Here is an 18,370-nt window from a genome sequence, read left to right as displayed (position 1 = left end):
GTCTGCCGCTCCGCCGGCTGCGGGCGCTCGCCGGGGCTGCCGCTCCGCCGGCTGCGGGCGCTCGCCGGGGCTGCCGCTCCGCCGGCTGCGGGCGCTCGCCGGGGCTGCGGCTCCTCCGGCTGCGGGCGCTCGCCGGGAAGCTCAGCGGCCGACCTGCATCTGCTTGAGGACCCGCCAGCCGAAGAGCAGCTGGAGGGCGAGCAGGGTCGTCGGGATGGCCCCGAAGATCCCGACCGCGAGCTGGTCCCCCACCGCGTCGGCGAGCAGTCCGACGAGGCCGGCGCCGACGAAGCCGAGCTGCGCGAGGGTCAGCACCATGCTGAGGACGCGACCGCGCATCTCCGGGGGCACGACGAGCTGGAAGCCCACCATCGCGCAGATGTTCCAGGCCTGGCCGACCACGCCCAGGAAGAGCTCGACGGCGAGGATGTACTCGAACGAGAAGGCGAACGAGAAGAGCAGGATCCCGACGGCGTAGAGGAACATCGTCCCTGTGATCAGCAGCCCGAAATTCTTCGTCGGCGGTCTGAGCGTCAGGAAGAGCGCGGCCCCCATCGTGCCGATCCCGTGCGCCGCGGACATCGCGCCGAATCCGCTGGGCCCCGCCTCGAAGACGTACTTCGCGAAGATCACCCGCATCGGCCCGATCGCCCCGTTGAAGATCGCCATCGCGCAGGCGAGGAGCGCCAACATCAGCGCGGGCCGCTCGCGGACGTAGGCGAACCCCTCGCGCAGATCGCGGCCCAGCGAGGTCCGCTCGCTGCGCTCCGCACGCCCGAGCGTCGGAATCCGAAGCACCGCGAAGGCCGAGACGATGACGCCGACCGCCGCGATCAGATAGGTCCCGACGACCCCGACGGCCCCGATCAACACCCCGGCGAGCGCCGCGCCCCCGACCGTCCCGAACGAGGAGCCGATCGAGTTGAGGGTCACCGCGTGCTGGGTCCGGTTCCGACCGACGACATCGACGACGAAGGTCTGGGTCGCCGGCCCGAGTACGGACGCCAGCGCCCCTCCGACGACACCGATCGCGACGAGCCCCCAGTACTCGAGAGCCCCGGCGTAGACGAGCAGCGCGGTCGTCGTCGCGACACCCACGAGACCGAGGCGACCGAGCACGATCAGATTCCGCTTCGCGTAGCGATCGACGACGACGCCGGCGAAAGGCGAAGCGATCGCGATCGAGGCGCCCTGGATCATCGAGAGGAAGGTCACCCCCGCTCGTAGATCCGTCAGGCTCGTGACGAGCCACTGCATCGCCATGAACAAGACGTGGAAGCAGACGAACTGGATGAGGTTCGAGCCCCAGAGCGCGCCGTAGTGAGGCAGCCGAAACGTCTCGACGGCTTCTCCGAGACCGTTTCGATTCGCTGCCGAAGGCGACGGGTCGGACTCGGGGGATGCGGCGTGGGACAACGGGGCGGAGCTCCGGGCTTCCAGGGCGGGGGCAGCGGGAGCATAGGGCGTCCGAGCCGGCTTCCTAGGGGGGACCCATCTCGCCGATTCGCGCGCGCAGTGCGGCGTAGTCCGCGCAGCCGGTCGGGCCCGCGACGACCTCGGTCCAACGCGCGTCCCAGGCTTCGCGCACGGCGCCCGTCACGAGATCGAGCTGCTCGCCGGCGCGCTCCCCCGCGTCGTCCGCCCGGACCTTCGTGCCCTTGAACTCGAGCGACAGTCCCATCGCCGGATTGCAGTACTCCCGCAGCCGCTCGTCCTCCCAGAGCGTCGGGTACTGCTGCATGAACGACTTGCTCGCCTGGCGGGTCGCGATCTCGAGACGCTCGGGCTCGTCCGGGACGCCGATGAAGCGCGCGACCCGCGCGACGGTCCCGGGTAGATCGGCGACGACGTCTTCGTAGCAGAGAGGCAGCACGTCCTCACTCGCGAGCCGTGGCCACCACGACGCGACGTGGTGCCAGTAGTCGTGGCGCCCGCGGCGCCCGAGGATGTATTCCAGGGCGAAGCGTTCGAGGCTCATCGCCCCCGGCTCCATGAACCAGCCCGAGTTGAAGTGGTAGAAGGAGACGAGCGCCGCGATCGGCTCCCGTACGACGTAGACGACGCGCCCGCCGATCGCGAGGGAGTCGCCGTCGAAGTGGGTCTTGAACGCGCGGGGAGAAGTTTTCTGCTCGGCCTCGAGGTCCTGCCCGAGGTCGTGGGCGACCTCGATCCAGGGTACGACCTCCGAGATGTCCCGGAAGTCCATGTCGCCCTTCGTGCGCAGGCCGTGCACGATCTGCTGGAGGAGCGTCGTTCCGGACTTCGAGTAGGTCGCGATGAAGACGTCGGTCGACCGGGGCTGGAAGGCCCGCGCCCGAGCCACGCTCTCCTCGGTCGAGAAGTTCCGGCGAATCGCGTGCAGTCCCGCCGGTGTGAGTGCGCGTCCCGACGGCGCGAGATCGGCGGGAGGCGAGGTCATCGCGCTGGTCGCCGAGTCACGCAGCCGCCCCGGGATTCGCAAAGCCGAGGTTGCTCGCGGTCTCGGCGACCGTCGACGCGTCGAGCACGTTCATGTCCTCGTCGAGGGTCTCGAAGACCGTGCCCTCGACCGAGTGCAAGGCGAAGAAGACCGTCGCGCCGTTCGGTCCGCCCTTCTCCATGTGCGCCTCGCCGCCCTTGCTCATCACGTAGGTCCCGGCCGGACGCACCTTCGTCTCGCCCTCGGATCCGTCGTCGAGGATCTCGGTCACGACCTGTTCGCCCTCGAGGACGAGGATCGCCGTGTCGGCGACGTGGCGATGGAAGTGGCAGTAGGAGTTCGGCGGCCACCTCACGATCAGGTCGATGCGGTTCGTCGCGGGGTCGGCCCCGAGGATCGCCATCTGGTACTTGCACGGATAGTCCTGGCTGGGATCGTCGAAGTCGATCCAGTCGATCTCGTCGCCGTCGAACCGATAGGTCGGGGTCATCACGTGTTCTCCTGCCGGGCCCGACGGCTCGCTGCCACCGGATCCCGGATCCTAGCCACTCCGAGATGCGCGCGGGATGGCCGATCGGAGGGCGGATCTGCGTGGTGGCCGCCTCCGGCGATCTGTGGAACCGTGTTTCCGACGCACGGAATCCCCCGCTCCGCAGGAGGCGCCCCAGCCATGGCCGCGACCGCCCTCGCCGCAGAGGCCCACGCCTTTCGTGACGAAGAAGACCTCCAGGAGACCTACCACGCGAACGGCTGGACCGACGGCCTGCCGATCGTGGCGCCGACGCCCGAGCGGGTCGAGGCCTTCCTCGCCGCGGGCGGCCTCGCCCCGGACGTGCTCCTGGGCGAAGTCCCCACCCGCGAGGTGCGGGTCACCGCGGAGCACGCCGCCATCAACGCCGTCATGGCCGGCTGCCGCCCCGAATACTTCCCCGTCGTCGTGGCCGCCGTCCGCGCCCATCTCCACGAGAAGGCCAACTGTCACAGCACGACGGGCACCCTCTCAGGGGCGGTCCAGACCGTCGTGGTCAACGGCCCGATCCGCACGCAGATCGGGATCGAGTGCGGCGCCGGATGCATGGGTCCGGGCTTCCGGGCCAACGCGTCGATCGGCCGCGCCCTCCGCCTCGTGGTCCGCAACGTCTGCCGCGCCATCCCGGGCGTGCTCGATCGCGCGAGCTTCTCGAGTCCCCATCGCTTCAGCTTCTGCTTCGGCGAGAACGAAGAGGCGAGCAACTGGACACCGATGCACGTCGAACGGGGCTTTCGCGCCGACGAGAGCGCCGTCACCGTCCACTCGGTCATGACCGTGGACTCCGCCGTCGACTTCACCTCGCGGGCACCGGAAGAGCTCTGCGAGTCGATGCTCGCGACGCTCCGCCGCAACGGCATCGCCGGGGACGAGTTCCTGGGCGAGGACACGACGGCGATGCTCGTGGTCGGCCCGGAACACCAGCGCTTCTTCGATCGCGCGGGCTGGTCGAAGGCCGACATCCGTGACTACCTCTTCCCGAAGTTCACCGAGGATCCCGGGCCGAACGGCCGGATCGTCGGTATCGGAAAGAAGGAAGGCATCCTGATCGTCGCGGCCGGCGGCGATGGCATGGCCCAGACCTGGGTGCTGCTTCCCCATCTCGCGATCGCGATCACCGAGCCGGTGATCACGCCCGCGTGAAACGATTCCACCCGACGGTGCCCGAGCGCACCGACGCCAGGAGGACGACATGACCGACAAACCCCTGATCGGACTCGACCCGACGAGCGGCCCGCTCGCGCGGACGGACGAGCGCGCCCTGCCCTCGCGGCCGGCGAGCCTCGACGGCCGCGTGCTCGGCCTGGTCGCCAACGGACTCGGCGAATCGAAGCTCTTCCTCGACGCCGTCTACGAGAAACTCACCCGTGACGACGACACGATCGCGGCGGTCCGCGTCCTCAAGTCGTCGGTCTCGGTCGCGCCGGAGCCGGCGGACTGGGCACGCCTCACCTCGGAGACCTCGCTGGCGATCGCCGGCTTCGGAGGTTGAGGGAGCTGCTCTGCACGCAGTTTGCGTGACGCGATCGAGCTCGAGTGGGCGGGCATTCCGACCGCCGCCATCATCCACAAGGCCGTCGAGGGCTCTGCCCAGGCGATGGCCAAGCTGTCGGGCGTGCCCGACTTTCCCTTCGTGATCATCGACTATCCGGCGATCCCGACGGCGATCTGGAGCAAGGACGAGATCCGCGATCTCGCTGCCGAGGTCGCCCCCAAGGTAAGGGCGAGACTGACGTCCTAGCCGCCGCCTGCGGGCGCTCGGCGGAGTTGCCGCCGCACAGCCTGCTCGAATCAGGAGTTCCCATGTCCGAAGGCGCCCGTCAGGTCGTCGAGCAGTTCAACGAGATCGTGAAGCCCGAGGGCGGGAGCGTGACGCTCGTGTCCGACGACGGTGGCGTGCTCCGCGTCCGCTACGTGCCGGGCGTGAACGAGGAGTGCGCCGAGTGCGTCATGGAGCCCGATGCCCTGGGCGCCATGATGAAGGACATGGTCGTGACCCTCGACCCTTCGATCACCGCGGTCGAGGTCGAGGCCTGAAGGAGGACCCACGAATGGCCCTGGACCCGAAGACCGTCGTCCTCGAGTACCTCGAGGACATCAAGGCCGGCCGCCACGACGCGGCCTACGAAGCCTTCGCCGAGGACGCGACCTGGACCACGCCGCCCTCGCTCCCCTGGCCCGGCAAGTTCTTCGGACGGAAGGACATCTTCGAGGGCTACTTCGCCGTCGACAAGGGCCTCTTCACGACGGGCATGAGCTCCTACGACCTCGAGACGCACCTCGTCGTCACGCAGGGCGAGCACGTCGTCGTCGAGATGACCCACCGCTCGACCGGACTCAACGGCAACGAATACCAGACCGACCACTGCCTGGTCTTCGACGTGCGCGACGGGAAGATCCAGGCGGTCCGGGAGTACATCGACTCGCTCTACCTGAAGGAGTCGATGATCGACCCGGCCTGAGCGCCCGCAACGAAGGAGCCACCGATGGCCAGCGCCGCATCCGCCGAAGACACCGACTGGCAGCGCCTCGACGCCGCGATCCGCCCGGGCGACCCCCAGCCCCAGGGCTGGTACGCGGTCGCGACCTCCGAAGAGGTTCCCGCGTCGGATCCGGTCGGCGCCGACTTCCTCTCCGGCCGGGTTGTAGTCTATCGCAAGGCCTCCGGCGAGCCGGTCGTCATGACCGCCCGCTGCCCGCACATGGGTGCGGATCTCGCCCTGGGCGACGTCGTCGACGACACGATCCGGTGCACCTATCACCACTTCTGCTTCGGGCCCGACGGATCCTGCGCGAAGATCCCCTCGGAGGGGCCGATCCCGACGGCGGCACGTCTCCACAGCTACCCGACCCACGAGTCCTTCGGTCTGATCTGGGCCTGGCACGGAGACGACACCCCGCTCTATTCACCACCCACCGTTCGCGACTACGAGGAGAAGGACCTCGTCTTCCGCGTGAAGCGAACGAACGTCTTCGAAGTCGCCCCCTGGCTCTCGATCGGGAACACCTTCGACTTCATGCACCTGCGCTACGTGCACGATCTCGACTTCGCGGTCGAGCCCGAGGACGTCCGCTACGAGGGCGAGCACCACATCGAGCTCGACATCCCCTTCGTCTCGAAGGAGACCGGCGCTTTCGAGCAGCGCATCCGCGTGACGGGCACGAACGTCGTGTCGTTCCAGACCGTGACCGATCACACGACGGTCGGGATCTTCACGTCCACGCCGATCGGGGACCGCGCCCAGACCTGGTACGTCGCGGCGGTGCCCAGGGACGGCGGTCTCTCGGAGAGCGAGATCGACGCCCGCCTCGACGAGCAGCAGAAGTTCGGAGACGACCTGCTCGTCGACGATGCCCGCACGCTCCAGGGGATCCGCTTCAAGGTCGGCAGCCTGGTCGCCGGCGATCGCGCGATGGTCACCTACATGCAGTGGGTTAGCCGGTTCCCGACCGCACTGCCCGCGGAAGACTAGGGGAGCGCGCCGGCCACGCGCGCCGAACCGGCGATTGCCGGCGCGAGATCGCGGTGCCAGACTCGGAGGCGCAGGATTCGCGCACGCCGCGCGCCTCGGAAGGAGCCCCCATGTCCCTCTCCCCCGTGATCGACCTCGACGGAAAGGTCGCCCTCGTGACCGGCGCCGGCTCCGGCATCGGGCGCGCCACCGCGATCCGCTACGCGCAGGCGGGCGCCAGCGTGATGTGCGCCGACATCGACGCCGACGGCGCGAAGGTCACGGCGGAGTCGATCCGTGGCGAAGGGGGCGAGGCCGCATCGCTCCAGCTCGACGTGACCGACGAGAGCGCGGTCGAGAAGAGCCTCCAGCAGACGATCGACGCACTCGGCGGATTCGACATCCTCTTCAACAACGCCGGCGTGGGCGACATCGACTACCAGAAGACCCTCGAGGTGAACCAGAACGGCGTCTACTACGGACTCAAGCACGGCTCGGCGCTCCTCGCCGAGCGGGGCGGTGGCGCAATCGTGAACACCGCCTCGATCGCCGGCCTCCAGGGCCTCGTCTCGCCGATCTCGATGAACCAACCCGCGGCGTCGATGGTCGAGGGCGGCGGAATCGCCTACATCGCCTCGAAGCACGCCGTCGTCGGCATGACCGCTCAGTACGCGATCGCCTTCGCCGAGCGGGGCGTCCGGGTGAACGCCGTCGCACCCGGCTACATCGAGACCCCGATGACCGAGATCCTCCGCGAGGACCTGCAGATCCAGCACGAGTACGAGCGCCTCCACCCGATAGCCCGGCTCGGCCAGCCCGACGAGATCGCGACGGCCGTCGTGTTCCTCTCGAGTTCGGCGGCGTCCTTCATCACCGGCCATACGCTGCCGGTCGACGGCGGGTACTCTTGTCGTTAGGCGGTAGCGACGGCCAATGAGTCGGAGATCTCCATGACCCGACGGATCGATCTACCGCCCTATCCGCGGGGCTGGTTCGCCGTCGCGAGCTCGGATCAGCTCGCGATCGGCGAGGTCCGCCCGATCCGCTACTTCGGCCGGGAGCTCGTGCTCTTCCGGGCGACCAGCGGCGAGGCCCGGGTCTTCGACGCGTACTGCCCGCACCTGGGCGCCCACCTGGGCCACGGCGGCGCGGTCGAGGGCGACGACCTCGTCTGCCCCTTTCACGGCTGGCGATTCGGTGCGGACGGCGCCTGCAGTGGCATGCCGTACGGCAAGCGAATCCCCGCCAATGCGAAGACGCCGACGTGGCCCGTCCGGGAGAAGCACGGCGTCGTCCTGGTGTGGCACTCCGCGCGCGGCGATGCACCGGACTGGGAGATGCCCGACTGGGACGATGCCTGCTGGACGCCGAGCCTGTCGCGCACGTGGACCATCGCAGGGCACACCCAGGAGGTCTGCGAGAACACGGCGGACTTCGGGCATTTCCGATTCATCCACGAGACGCATCTGATGCGCGCGATCGCAGAGCCCGAGCTCGAGGGGCCCACCTTCACGGTCGCGATGGAATCGGACCCCGAGGCGCTGGTCCCGGACCTCCGACTGGAGGACCCGATCCTCGCGGGACACGGCTTCTGCTTCGGGCCCGGGCTGACCGCCGCGGATCTCACGGTCAAGGACTCGGGGCTCGAAGCGATGCAGCGGCTCTACGTCACGCCGGTCGACGATCAGCACGTCGAGCTCCGCGGCGTCGTGAACGTCGGCCGCCTGGACGACCCTGCGGCGACCGAGGCCTACGCCAAGGCGCTCTCCGAGGCCGCCTTCGCCCAGTGGGAGTCCGACGTCCCGATCTGGGAGCACAAGGTCTATCGCGAGACGCCGGCGCTCAACGAGACGGAGTCCGCAATCGCGGTCTTCCGGCGTTGGTACGCGCAGTTCTACGCGGAAGCAAGCGCCTAGAAGAGTCCGACGAGGGCGCGCAGGATCAACACCGCCAGCACGATCCAGGCGAGCAGGAAGAGCCCGAAGCGGATCGGCACGACGTCGATCGTCGCCTGGACGCAGGAGTGAGCGACGCGCAGCCCCATGAACGCCCACGAGCAGGCGACGTGGAGTTCGTCGACGGCGCCGATCGTCGCGATCATGAGCACGACCGCGTAGTAGAGCGTCGGCTGCTCGAAGAGATGGTTGTAGTTCCGCGCGACCCGCTGCACTTCGTGGGGGAGCAGGTCGTTCAGGCGCGAAGTGTCGCGCGCGTCCTGCGGATCGATCTTCAGCTTCGCCATCGTCGGGATCCGCGTCACGAACATCCAGGCCGTGATCACCAGGGTCCAGGCGGCGAGCAGGAAGGCAGGGCGAAGGAGATCGGTCGCGTTCATGGCTTGGCACCTCGATCGGAGTCCCAGAAAGCCTATCGCAAGCCCGAGATGACCGACTCGACGACTCCTTCCGCGTGATAGGATCTCCGCTGGAGGAAGAACATGCCCCGCGCCGACAAGCTCCTACCGATCGATCGCAGCCTGCCCGAGGATCTGTTCCCCGGGATGGAGCTGACCGACGAGCACCGCGAGCGACTCGACATCGAAGAGCGCTTCGTCCCCGGCCCGAAGGGCGCCCCGGACGTCCGCGTTCTCGTCTATCGCCCGAAGGATGCGGAGGGCGCGCTGCCGCTCCTCGTCCATTTCCACGGCGGCGCGTTCTGCTTCCTCCATCCCGAGACCTTCGCCGGAATGGAGGCGAACTGGTCGATGAACCACCACTGCGTCCTCGTCTCCGTCGACTACCGGCTCGCGCCGGAGCACCCCTACCCCGCCGCGCCCGAAGACTGTTATGCGGCCCTGCTCTGGGCCGCAGACAACGCCGACGCGCTCGGCGCCGATCTCGACCGCCTGGTCGTGACCGGGGGGAGCGCCGGCGGCGCCCTCACGGCGGCGATCACCCTGATGGCACGAGACCGGGGAGGACCGGAGATCAGCTACCAGGCGATGATGATTCCGGTGATCGACGACCGCTTGAACACGCCCTCGATGGGTCAGGCGGGGCCGGGGACCCCGGGGTTCAACGCGGCCGCCGCCGAGGGCATGTGGCTCCACTATCTGGGCGAGGACTTCGACCGCGAGAAGACGCCGGCCTACGCGGCGCCGGGTCGGGCGGAGGACCTGAGCGGACTCCCGCCGGCCTTCATCCAGACGAACGGCCTCGACCCGCTCCGGGACGAAGGCATCCAGTACGGACTCGACCTGCTCGCCGCCGGGATCGAAGTCGAGCTCTACAACTGCCCCGGCGCCTATCACGGCGCCGATCCCCTCGATCCGCGGACCGCCGGAGTCGCGTTCACCGTGTACAACGCCGCCCTCGGCGCGGCGCTGAACCCCGACGCCCCGACGTCGGGCTTCTGATGCACGAGGCGCGCGAACGATGAGCGAGGTGCGAGGACTCGACCTGCCCGCGATCCGGTCCTGGCTCGCGGAGAACGTCGAAGGAGCGGACGCCGAGCTCTCCTTCGAGCTCGTCGCCGCCGGCGGCTCGAACCTGACCTACGTGGTCGAGCGCCCCGACGGGCATCGCTGGGCGCTTCGCCGCCCGCCGGAGCGGGCGCGGATCGCGACGGCGCACGAGATGGGTCGCGAGTGGCGGATCATCGAGGCGCTCCACGCCCACCCGGAATGCGGCATCCCGGTTCCGGATGCGGTCGCCTACTGCGAGGACGTCTCGGTGATCGGGGCCGAGTTCTACGTGATGGGCTTCGCCGAGGGACGGATCCTCCGTGGTCCGGAGGACGCGAAGGACATGGACGCGGACGCCTGCCGGACGGCCGCCGAGTCCCTGATCGACGTACAGGTCGCGATGGCGAAGCTCGACGCGGACGCCGTCGGACTCGGCGATCTCGGTCGGCGCGACGCCTACGTCGAGCGACAGCTCGCGCGCTGGCTTCGTCAGTTCGAGGCGTCGAAGGGTCGCGAGCTGCCGGTCGTCTACGAGCTCCACGAGACGCTCTCGAAGCACGTGCCCGCGCAGCAGGGCTGCGGCCTGGTCCACGGCGACTACCGCTTCGACAACACCGTGCTCGGGCGCGACTTCCGGATCCGCGCCGTCCTCGACTGGGAGCTCTGCACCCTGGGCGACCCCGTCGCCGACTTCGTGTGGTCCGTGCTCTACTGGACCGACCCCGACGAGGAGCACGACTTCGGCTCGCCCTCGCCGACGCGCCACCCGGCCTTTCCGCGCCGCGCCGAGGCGATCGCGATGTACGCCGACCGCTCCGGCTTCGACCTCTCGCAGGTCGACTACTACCGGGCCTTCAGCTGGTGGAAGATGGCCTGCCTCGTCGAAGGGGTCGCCGCGCGTCTCCGAGCCGGGGCCGCGGGGGGCCTCGGCGGCGGAACCGACGTCGATCACGTACTCGCCCGGGTCGACCGGATGCTCGAGAACGCGGTGGCGTGTGCGGGGAACCTGTAGACGCCGTCGCGACTAGCGAACCGGGCCGCCCGGATCGTTCGGATCGAGCAGGACCTCGACGAGCGTCCCGAAGCCCGGGAGCGCCGTCGGCCGAAGCCGGGTGAAGACGTCCTTCCGATATTCGGGCTGATCGGTGACGGCGCGAGCACGGCCGAACAGCTCCTCGCCCTGCACGAAGACCGTCACCTCGTGCGGTCCGTCGCGGAGCTCCTTCCACCACCAACCGTCCGCGCCCGCATAGACGCGCCCGTCCTCCCGGAGGAAGTTCACGGGGATCGTCCTCCCGGACGGCAGCGTGAGGAGCATGACCTTCTGCGCGCGCTCACCCGAAGGATCGTTGCGGACCTCGTCCTCGACACCGGGGTTCGACAGGCGCCCCTGGACGTACATGAGGACGGGCATCGCGACCGCGAGCACGACGAGCGTGCCACCCGCGATGACGAGCCACTTCATTCCCGTTCTCCCGGTTTCCGGTCGCGCTCCGTCTGCGCGATCCGAGCGGCAGGATAGGACACGATCGACGGGAGCAGGCTGCTAGTACCACGCCCGAAGCGAACGGATCCGACCCGCCTCGTCGACGGCGATCACGTAGATCACGTCCATCGCCGGAGGCGCGCCCGCCGCCTCGAGCTCGGCCCGGACGTGCACCGCGAGCTCGTCGCCCCCGACGAGCAGCGCGCCCGCCCGCTCGATCGTCATCGGACCGTTCCGAGCCTGCGTCCCCGAATAGAACCCCTCGATCGCGTCGAGACCGACGTAGCCCGGTGCGCCGACGGGATCCTCGACCGTCGCATCCGGAGCGAACAGCGCCAGGACCCCGGCGAGGTCGCAACGAGCGTGTCGCTCGCTGTAGGCCGCGAAGACCGCCTCGGCCCGTTCCCTGGTCAGCGCCACGCCCTCGCCCCTCCTCGATCCTGGACCCTCGGTCGCCGCCGAGGATAGCCGGGTCTCGCGCCCGCCGAGCCGCGAGACGAAGGGCAGGGCCGCGCCCGCGGGCCGGCCTGCGTGCCTCGACGTACGCCCGGGTTCCGCACTTTTTCCGCGAACCGGACGAGAGCGCGGCGACGCGGATTCCCGAACTGCGCCCGGTCTACGCCGCTCCCACGCCTCAACGGACACGCACGAGACGGGGACGGAACGCCCGCCCTCGACTCGACCGTCGTCGCCAGAGAGGCAGGTCGCCTCGAGCGCGCTGACGAGACCGCGTGCCATGGAGGACCGAGACATGGACCGTCGATCGCAATCCCGCCACCGGAATCCGAATCCCGTGACCCGCTTCTTCCGGGAGGGGCGACCCTTCCCGAGCGAGCGACGGACGCGGTCCCGCGTGCGGTTCGCACCGATCGTGGCGCTGGCCGCGCTGGCGCTGCTCGGCGGCGCGGGGTCCGCGCAGGCCAACAGCCGATTCGATCGCATCATGGCGGAGAACGGCGACTACGCCCGCTCGGGTCTCTACGTCGGCGGCGGCCTGGTCGGTGGCTTCACGACGCGGCTCGAGGGGCAGCTGACGGAGATCCCGGGCGTGAACAACGTGGAGGTCGATCCTTCGTTCGGCCTCGCAGGCCGGCTCGGTGCGCGCATCACGCCGCACCTCGCCCTCGAGGCGCACTACGAGTGGATGGAGGACTTCGAGACGTCGGTGGACGGAACGGAGATCTCGGAGACGCGCACGCAGGCGCTCACCGGCGACGTGAAGGGCTATCTCGCGACCGGGCGCGTCCAGCCCTACCTCTCGGCCGGACTCGGATTCCTGAGCGCGAGATCCGACGACCCGGTCTCGACGTTCCAGAAGACCGACACCGATTTCGCGGCTCGCTTCGGCGGCGGTGTCGAGTTCTACGTGACCGAGAACATCGGCCTCTCCGTCGACACGGGCTACGTGCTTCCGACCGGCGACGTCGAGGACCTGGACTACGTCTCCGTGGGCGCAGGCGTATTCTTCCGGTTCTGACGCGCGGCGGTCGGCCCGGGCGGCCCGCTTGCCGGGGGGCGGGCGGGTCGCCTTCTGCGTTCCGGATCGAGGCCACGCCCACCCGGTCGGGAAAGCGCTTCCAACGCCGCCGTCGATCGGTCTAGAATGGTGAGGCGCTACGCCTCTTCCGGCGGGCGCGCGCAAGGGAGCCCACCCATGGACGCCAGGACCTTCGGCCGCGACATCGCCCACATCGACCTCACGAACCGAACCGTCACGAAGAAGCCGGCGCCGCAGGAATGGGTCGACAAGTACATCGGCGGTCGCGGCCTCGGCGTCCGCTACGTGCTCGAGAACGGCGTCGACGTCGACCCACTCTCGCCCGAGAACATCCTCTGCTTCATGAACGGACCGCTCTCCGGCAGCGAGACGAGCATGTCGGGCCGCTGGGCCGCCGTCACCAAGTCGCCGCTCACGAACACCGTGACCGACAGCCACCAGGGCGGGTGGACCGCCGCCCGCGTCCGCTGGGCCGGCTTCGACGGGATCGTCTTCGAGGGCAAGGCCGACACCCCGGTCTACGTCTTCGTCGAGGACGGCGAGATCGAGATCCGCGACGCGAGCGACACGTGGGGCAAGGGGATCCACGAGACCGTGGCGTTCTACAAGGAGCGCTACGGGGAGAAGAACCTCTCGGTCAACGCGATCGGCCAGGCCGGCGAGAACCTCTCGCGCTTCGCGGTCTGGGTGAACGAAGACGACCGCGCCTTCGGCCGCGGCGGAACCGGCGCCGTCGGCGGGAGCAAGAACTTGAAGGCGATCGTCGTCCGCGCGGGCAACGAGAAGAGCGACGTTCCGGACAAGGCCGCCTGGCAGGGCGCGCGGAAGGCCGCCCTCGACACGATCCGCGACGAGAAGAACATCACGAGTCCCAAGAAGGGCGGCCTCTCGGTCTACGGCACGAACGTGCTGATGAACGTGACGAACTCGATCGGGGCCCTGGGCGTCCGGAACTCCCAGCTGACCTCCTTCGGCGAGCGGGCCGAGACCCTCTCCGGGGAGTACGTCGAGCAGAACCTCCTCTCCGGAAACCCGACCTGCCACGCCTGTCCGGTCGCGTGCAAGAAGGAGGTGACCATCGAGGACGGCCCGTGGAAGGGCCTCAAGATGGAGAGCGTCGAGTACGAGCCCGCCTGGGCCCTCGGCGCCAACTGCGACGTCGACGACATCCGCTCGGTCGCGAAGCTGATCGACCAGTGCAACGACTACGGCCTCGACCCGATCGAGCTCGGCAACGTCTACTCTGTCTTCATGGAGTGCTCCGAGGACGGGCTGACGAACGGGGAATCGCTCGCCTGGGGCGATGATGGCCGCATGGTCGCGTTGACCGAGCAGCTCGCGCTTCGCGAGGGCGTGGGCGACAAGCTCGCGGACGGTGCAGTCCGGGCGGCCGCGAATCTCGGAAAACCGGAGGCGGCGATGGCCGTGAAGGGCCAGGCCGTGCCCGCCTACGACCCGCGCGGCTTGAAGGGGATGGGGCTCGGCTACGCGACCAGCAACCGCGGCGCGTGCCATCTGCGTGCCTACGTGGCCGCCGCCGAGCTCGGCGTGGTCGACGTCGAAGCCGACCCGCTCGCCTGGAAGGGCAAGGGCGAGCTCGTGATGATCTTCCAGGACCTCGCCGCGTTCTCCGACAGCCTCGACCTCTGCAAGTTCAGCGCCTTCGCCCAGGGCGCCGACGAGTACGCCCAGCAGTGGGCCGGCGCCATGGGAATCGAATGCACCGCCGACGACGTGATGAAAGCCGGCGAACGCATCTACAACCTGGAGCGCTACTACAACAACCTGGCGGGCTTTCGCGAAGGCAGCGACACCCTGCCGAAGCGCTTCACCGAGGAGGCCTCGACCCTCTCGGGCTCGAAGGGCCACGTCTCCGAGCTCGATCAGATGCTCGGCGAGTACTACGCGATTCGCGGCTGGAAGGACGGCGTCGTCCCGGACGAGAAGCTCGCCGAGCTGCAGGTCCCCTGATCCAGGTCGCTCGCGTCCCCGGCAGCGGAGGCGGGTCGGGCTGATTCCGTTCGGAAAGACCGTACGGCGGAATTCCGACGCACGGCCTCGTCCGGCCGCGTGCGCACTCGACGGCACAGGACATTCGCCTACGCTTCGACCGTCCCGTACTGGCCGCGCATTCGGCGCGAAGGAGAGGTCATGTCCCGCTCGGCAATCGTCCTGCTCACCGTCCTCGCGACGATCTTCTCGCTCGTCGGCTGCAATACCCAGGCGAAGTGGACCTACCCGGTCAACCCCGACCAGCTCTACCGCGCGGATACCCAGCCCACGGAGTTGACGATCGGCGTCCTCCCGTTCCGGGAGTCCCGGCCGGTGAAGAACCAGTCGGCGACGATGTTTCTCTACCTGATCCCGCTCATGCCCTACGCCAGCGTGAACTACGAGCGCCCGGAAGCGGCGAAGGCGTTCATGACGATCTCCGAGTGGGAGTTCCAGGTCGACGAGGATCTCGGGAAGGCGGCAGCGCGATCCTTCGAGAACTCGGGTCTCTTCAAGCGTGTCTACTTCACGCTCGGAGGCGAGACGCGCGAAGCGGACTACATGCTCCGCGGCACGGCCCACCGGACCTTCTATCAGGGAACGGTCTACTCGTACGGTCTGAGCGTCTTCGGCCCCCTGCTCTGGTACATCGGATTCCCGGCCGGATCGTCGATCAACGAGACCGAGTTCGAGTTCGAGCTCGTCGATCCGTCGGGCCAGGTCGTCTGGACCTACCAGACGGACGGCCGCCACAAGCTCACGCAGGGGCTCTTCTACAACTGGGGCAACGACGCGCTCTACTTCGCCACGCTGACCGAGAACGCGCTGAACGAGGCCTTGCGCGACCTGGGTCCCAAGCTCCCGAGCCTGGGCGCCAGCTTCGCGACCCTGCACTGAGGCGCGACCGCTCGCGAGGGTCCGCTGGGATCCGGGCTAGCCGCCCGCCACCGCCGGGAAGAACTCGATCGACTGGCTCCCGTCGACCTCGGTCGCGAGGCCGGCTTCGAGGAACTTGGAGCTGCGCCCGTCGACGAAGAGATGGATGTACCGGTCGAGCCCCCCGGATGGGTCGAGGATCTCCTCGCCCAGATCCGGATGGGCCGCGACGACGGCGTCGACGATCTGCTGGAGCGTGCACGGCACTGGCACGTCGAGCTCGACGTACTTCTCGCCCACGATCTTTCGAAGGGTCGCGTAGAAGCCAATGCGCATGGACGTCCTCCTCTCCAGCGGCCGGAGACGACCGGGGAGAGTGTAGAGTAGGCGCGGTCCCTCGCCGCACCGGGCCCCGCTTCCCCAGGAGTCACCCATGAAGGTCGGAATGAACCTCTTCCTCTGGACCGACGACCCGGTCGACGAGTCATGGTTGCCGCTCTACGGCCGTCTGAAGGAGATGGGCTTCGACGGGGTCGAGCTGCCGATCTTCGATCCGGATCCCGAGCGGTTCGCCGCCCTCGGCCGCCACCTCGACGACCTCGGCCTCGAACGCACGGCAGTCACGGTCTGCAACCCCGAGCACGACCCGATCTCTCCCGATCCGGCGGTGCGGTCCGCCGCGACCGAGCGTCTGCGTCTCGTCGTGGACTGCTGCGAAGCCGCCGGCGTGTCGACGCTGGCCGGGCCGCTCTACGCCGCGATCGGGCAGTTCAGCGGCGCGGGCCCGACCGAAGAGGAATGGAACGGCAGCGTCGAGGTGCTCGGCGAGGTCGCCGACCACGCGGCGAAGCACGACATCGCCCTCGCCTTCGAGTTCCTGAACCGCTTCGAGATCTATCTCCTGAACACCGCGGCGGACACGGCGCGCTACGTCCGGGACCTCGACCGTCCGAACGTCGGCATCCACTACGACACGTTCCACGCCCACATCGAGGAGAAGGATTCCCCGGGCGCCGTGCGCGCGAACGCCGCGGCCATCCATCACGTGCACATCTCGGAGAACGACCGCAGCACCCCGGGCGCCGGACAGGTCGCGTGGGACGCGACCTTCGATGCCCTCGTGGCCGGCGGCTACGACGGCTGGCTCACGATCGAGGCCTTCGGCAGCGCCCTGCCGTCCCTCGCCGCCGCGACGAAGATCTGGCGCCCGATGTTCGAGGACGAGGAGAAGCTCGCCCGGGAGGGCCACGACTTCATCCGCCGGGAGTGGGCGAAGCGGACGGGCTGAACCTGTTCTGGAGCGAATTCATTCGTCAGGGCAGACTGTTACCACGATATTGAAAATGATTTTCAATTTCGTAATCTAGGCCGCGTCACCCCAACACGGAGTCCCGAGATGCCCCGCCGCCCCGCTTCCGACGCCTGTCGCCACCGCCTCCTCGCCCGCGGAGACGGTCACCAGATCACCCACTGCACCTGCGGCAGCGTCCACCTGACGCTCGCCAACACGACCCTCCGCCTCACGCCCGAGGCCTTCGCTGCCATGGCCCAATCGATTGCCCGCGCCACCACGAAGATCGAGCCCCACCCCACCACGGTCCCCACGACCGTCCACTGACCCCCCGGAGACCCGCGCTGGGCGAAGCGCACCAGACGCAATGGCGATCCGAGCGCATCCCCCACAGCCCTGAGCGCAAGCCGCGGGCGATCAGGCCGCGTCGAGAGACGCAAAGCCGATCCGAGCGCGCTCCCCACAGCCCTGAGCGCAAGACGCAGCCCACAAAGGTTGCGTCGAGAGGCCCAGGCGATACAAACGCGCTCCCCCACAGCCCTGAGCGCAAGACGCAGCCCACAAAGGCTGCGTCGAGAGGCGCGCAGCGCCGCCAGGTCTCAGTCGAGCCCCATCAGCTTCGTGTGTCCGTGTCGATGACCCGCGACGTAGCCGCCGTCGACCGGGAGCGCGTGGCCCGAGACGAAGCTCGAGTCGTCCGAGGCGAGGAAGAAGGCCGCGCCGGCGATCTCTTCGGGTCGCCCGAAGCGGCCGATCTTGTGCTGCTCCTTGATCTTCTCGGCGAACTCGGCCTGGCTCGGCTGACCGATCACGGACTGGAAGAGCGGCGTGTCGATGAACCCGGGGCAGATGCAGTTCGACCGGATGCCCATCCGGCTGTAGTCCATCGCGAGGTTCTTCGTCAGCAGCACGACGCCGCCCTTCGACGCGTTGTAGGTGCTGCCCCCTTCGGCGCCCTCGAGACCTTCGACGCTGGCGACCGTGATGATCGTACCCGAGCGCTGCTCGAGCATCGTGTCGATCACCGCCTTCACCGACAGGAAGGTCCCGGTCAGGTTGATGTCCTGCACCCGCTGCCACTCCTCGGTGGGAATCAAGTGGACCGGGCCGCCGCTCGCGACGCCGGCCGCGGTCACGATCGAGTCGATCCGACCGTGCGCGGCCTTCACGTCCGCGGCCCACGCCTTCTGGGCCGCCTCGTCGCGCACGTCGCCGACGGTGAACGTCGAGCCGGGCGCGTCCTTCTCGATCGCCGCCCAGGCCGCGGGCTTTTCGGCGACGTCGAAACCGTGGACGACCGCGCCCTCGCGCACGAAACGCTCGGCGCAGGCGAGACCGATCCCGGAGGAGGCCCCCGTCACCATCATCACCTGGCCCTGCAGTCGCTGATCACTCATCGCTCGCCTCCTCTCCGCCCGACGATT

General features: G+C 68.9%; 23 protein-coding genes. 15 read left to right on the top strand and 8 right to left on the bottom strand.

The window, feature by feature from the left end; genetic code table 11:
- Positions 1-141 precede the first annotated feature (141 nt).
- The 3 genes from NXI30_08820 to NXI30_08810 all read right to left on the bottom strand — a co-directional run bounded on the left by NXI30_08820 (position 142) and on the right by NXI30_08810 (position 2,909).
- Positions 142-1,416: an MFS transporter gene (locus NXI30_08820; protein MCR9094306.1), complete on the bottom strand. Its 1,275-nt coding sequence runs from the start codon at positions 1,414-1,416 to the stop codon at positions 142-144.
- A 64-nt stretch (positions 1,417-1,480) separates the two neighbouring features.
- The gene (locus tag NXI30_08815) at positions 1,481-2,419 is read right to left on the bottom strand and encodes a sulfotransferase domain-containing protein (protein ID MCR9094305.1); all 939 of its coding nucleotides are present in this window, start codon (positions 2,417-2,419) and stop codon (positions 1,481-1,483) included.
- Between the two features lie 16 nt (positions 2,420-2,435).
- Positions 2,436-2,909, bottom strand: a complete 474-nt coding sequence (locus tag NXI30_08810) for a hypothetical protein (GenBank protein MCR9094304.1) — start codon at positions 2,907-2,909, stop codon at positions 2,436-2,438.
- Between the two features lie 180 nt (positions 2,910-3,089).
- On the opposite strand from NXI30_08810, the gene NXI30_08805 reads away from it, so the two are divergent.
- The 8 genes from NXI30_08805 (at position 3,090) to NXI30_08770 (ending at position 8,316) form a co-directional block, all read left to right on the top strand.
- Complete coding sequence (locus NXI30_08805; protein MCR9094303.1) at positions 3,090-4,091, top strand: hypothetical protein; 1,002 nt, start codon at positions 3,090-3,092, stop codon at positions 4,089-4,091.
- Positions 4,092-4,140: 49 nt separating this feature from the next.
- Positions 4,141-4,440: a hypothetical protein gene (locus tag NXI30_08800; protein MCR9094302.1), complete on the top strand. Its 300-nt coding sequence runs from the start codon at positions 4,141-4,143 to the stop codon at positions 4,438-4,440.
- 21 nt (positions 4,441-4,461) lie between these two features.
- On the top strand, positions 4,462-4,689 hold the full coding sequence (locus tag NXI30_08795) for a hypothetical protein (protein ID MCR9094301.1): 228 nt from the start codon (positions 4,462-4,464) through the stop codon (positions 4,687-4,689).
- A 62-nt stretch (positions 4,690-4,751) separates the two neighbouring features.
- The gene (locus NXI30_08790) at positions 4,752-4,985 is read left to right on the top strand and encodes a hypothetical protein (protein ID MCR9094300.1); all 234 of its coding nucleotides are present in this window, start codon (positions 4,752-4,754) and stop codon (positions 4,983-4,985) included.
- 14 nt (positions 4,986-4,999) lie between these two features.
- A complete protein-coding gene (locus tag NXI30_08785) occupies positions 5,000-5,410 on the top strand; it encodes a nuclear transport factor 2 family protein (protein MCR9094299.1) in 411 nt (136 codons plus the stop codon).
- Positions 5,411-5,434: 24 nt separating this feature from the next.
- Positions 5,435-6,421 (top strand): Rieske 2Fe-2S domain-containing protein, encoded by a 987-nt coding sequence (locus NXI30_08780; protein ID MCR9094298.1) that lies wholly within the window; start codon positions 5,435-5,437, stop codon positions 6,419-6,421.
- Positions 6,422-6,531: 110 nt separating this feature from the next.
- Entirely contained in the window at positions 6,532-7,317 is a 786-nt protein-coding gene (locus tag NXI30_08775) for an SDR family oxidoreductase (protein MCR9094297.1), read from the top strand.
- A gap of 33 nt (positions 7,318-7,350) precedes the next feature.
- A complete protein-coding gene (locus NXI30_08770; protein ID MCR9094296.1) occupies positions 7,351-8,316 on the top strand; it encodes a Rieske 2Fe-2S domain-containing protein in 966 nt (321 codons plus the stop codon).
- Here the strand turns inward: NXI30_08770 and NXI30_08765 are convergent.
- The gene (locus tag NXI30_08765) at positions 8,313-8,735 is read right to left on the bottom strand and encodes an MAPEG family protein (GenBank protein ID MCR9094295.1); all 423 of its coding nucleotides are present in this window, start codon (positions 8,733-8,735) and stop codon (positions 8,313-8,315) included. The genes NXI30_08770 and NXI30_08765 overlap by 4 nt on opposite strands.
- Positions 8,736-8,837: 102 nt before the next feature.
- Between NXI30_08765 and NXI30_08760 the strand changes: the two genes are divergently transcribed.
- Positions 8,838-9,755 carry an alpha/beta hydrolase gene (locus NXI30_08760; protein MCR9094294.1) on the top strand — a complete coding sequence of 306 codons (918 nt, stop codon included), beginning with the start codon at positions 8,838-8,840 and terminating at the stop codon, positions 9,753-9,755.
- A gap of 19 nt (positions 9,756-9,774) precedes the next feature.
- A complete protein-coding gene (locus NXI30_08755) occupies positions 9,775-10,815 on the top strand; it encodes a phosphotransferase family protein (protein MCR9094293.1) in 1,041 nt (346 codons plus the stop codon).
- 12 nt (positions 10,816-10,827) lie between these two features.
- On the opposite strand, the gene NXI30_08750 is transcribed toward NXI30_08755, so the two are convergent.
- Together NXI30_08750 and NXI30_08745 are read right to left on the bottom strand one after the other, a co-directional pair.
- Positions 10,828-11,268, bottom strand: a complete 441-nt coding sequence (locus NXI30_08750; GenBank protein MCR9094292.1) for a hypothetical protein — start codon at positions 11,266-11,268, stop codon at positions 10,828-10,830.
- An 81-nt stretch (positions 11,269-11,349) separates the two neighbouring features.
- Entirely contained in the window at positions 11,350-11,709 is a 360-nt protein-coding gene (locus NXI30_08745; protein ID MCR9094291.1) for a nuclear transport factor 2 family protein, read from the bottom strand.
- Positions 11,710-12,040: 331 nt separating this feature from the next.
- On the opposite strand from NXI30_08745, the gene NXI30_08740 reads away from it, so the two are divergent.
- The 3 genes from NXI30_08740 to NXI30_08730 all read left to right on the top strand — a co-directional run bounded on the left by NXI30_08740 (position 12,041) and on the right by NXI30_08730 (position 15,676).
- A complete protein-coding gene (locus NXI30_08740) occupies positions 12,041-12,766 on the top strand; it encodes a porin family protein (GenBank protein MCR9094290.1) in 726 nt (241 codons plus the stop codon).
- A 177-nt stretch (positions 12,767-12,943) separates the two neighbouring features.
- Complete coding sequence (locus tag NXI30_08735) at positions 12,944-14,758, top strand: aldehyde ferredoxin oxidoreductase family protein (protein MCR9094289.1); 1,815 nt, start codon at positions 12,944-12,946, stop codon at positions 14,756-14,758.
- A gap of 180 nt (positions 14,759-14,938) precedes the next feature.
- Positions 14,939-15,676, top strand: coding sequence for a hypothetical protein (locus NXI30_08730; protein MCR9094288.1), 738 nt, complete (start codon positions 14,939-14,941; stop codon positions 15,674-15,676).
- A gap of 36 nt (positions 15,677-15,712) precedes the next feature.
- On the opposite strand, the gene NXI30_08725 is transcribed toward NXI30_08730, so the two are convergent.
- Positions 15,713-15,991 carry a MoaD/ThiS family protein gene (locus NXI30_08725; protein MCR9094287.1) on the bottom strand — a complete coding sequence of 93 codons (279 nt, stop codon included), beginning with the start codon at positions 15,989-15,991 and terminating at the stop codon, positions 15,713-15,715.
- Between the two features lie 97 nt (positions 15,992-16,088).
- On the opposite strand from NXI30_08725, the gene NXI30_08720 reads away from it, so the two are divergent.
- Both NXI30_08720 and NXI30_08715 read left to right on the top strand, forming a co-directional pair.
- The gene (locus NXI30_08720) at positions 16,089-16,943 is read left to right on the top strand and encodes a sugar phosphate isomerase/epimerase (protein ID MCR9094286.1); all 855 of its coding nucleotides are present in this window, start codon (positions 16,089-16,091) and stop codon (positions 16,941-16,943) included.
- 108 nt (positions 16,944-17,051) lie between these two features.
- On the top strand, positions 17,052-17,273 hold the full coding sequence (locus tag NXI30_08715) for a hypothetical protein (protein ID MCR9094285.1): 222 nt from the start codon (positions 17,052-17,054) through the stop codon (positions 17,271-17,273).
- A gap of 272 nt (positions 17,274-17,545) precedes the next feature.
- On the opposite strand, the gene NXI30_08710 is transcribed toward NXI30_08715, so the two are convergent.
- The gene (locus NXI30_08710) at positions 17,546-18,343 is read right to left on the bottom strand and encodes an SDR family oxidoreductase (GenBank protein MCR9094284.1); all 798 of its coding nucleotides are present in this window, start codon (positions 18,341-18,343) and stop codon (positions 17,546-17,548) included.
- Between the last annotated feature and the right edge of the window lie 27 nt (positions 18,344-18,370).

The organism is bacterium (assembly GCA_024742285.1).
Classification (GTDB): domain Bacteria; phylum Myxococcota_A; class UBA9160; order UBA9160; family UBA4427; genus UBA4427.
This window is presented reverse-complemented; position numbering and strand designations above follow the sequence as displayed.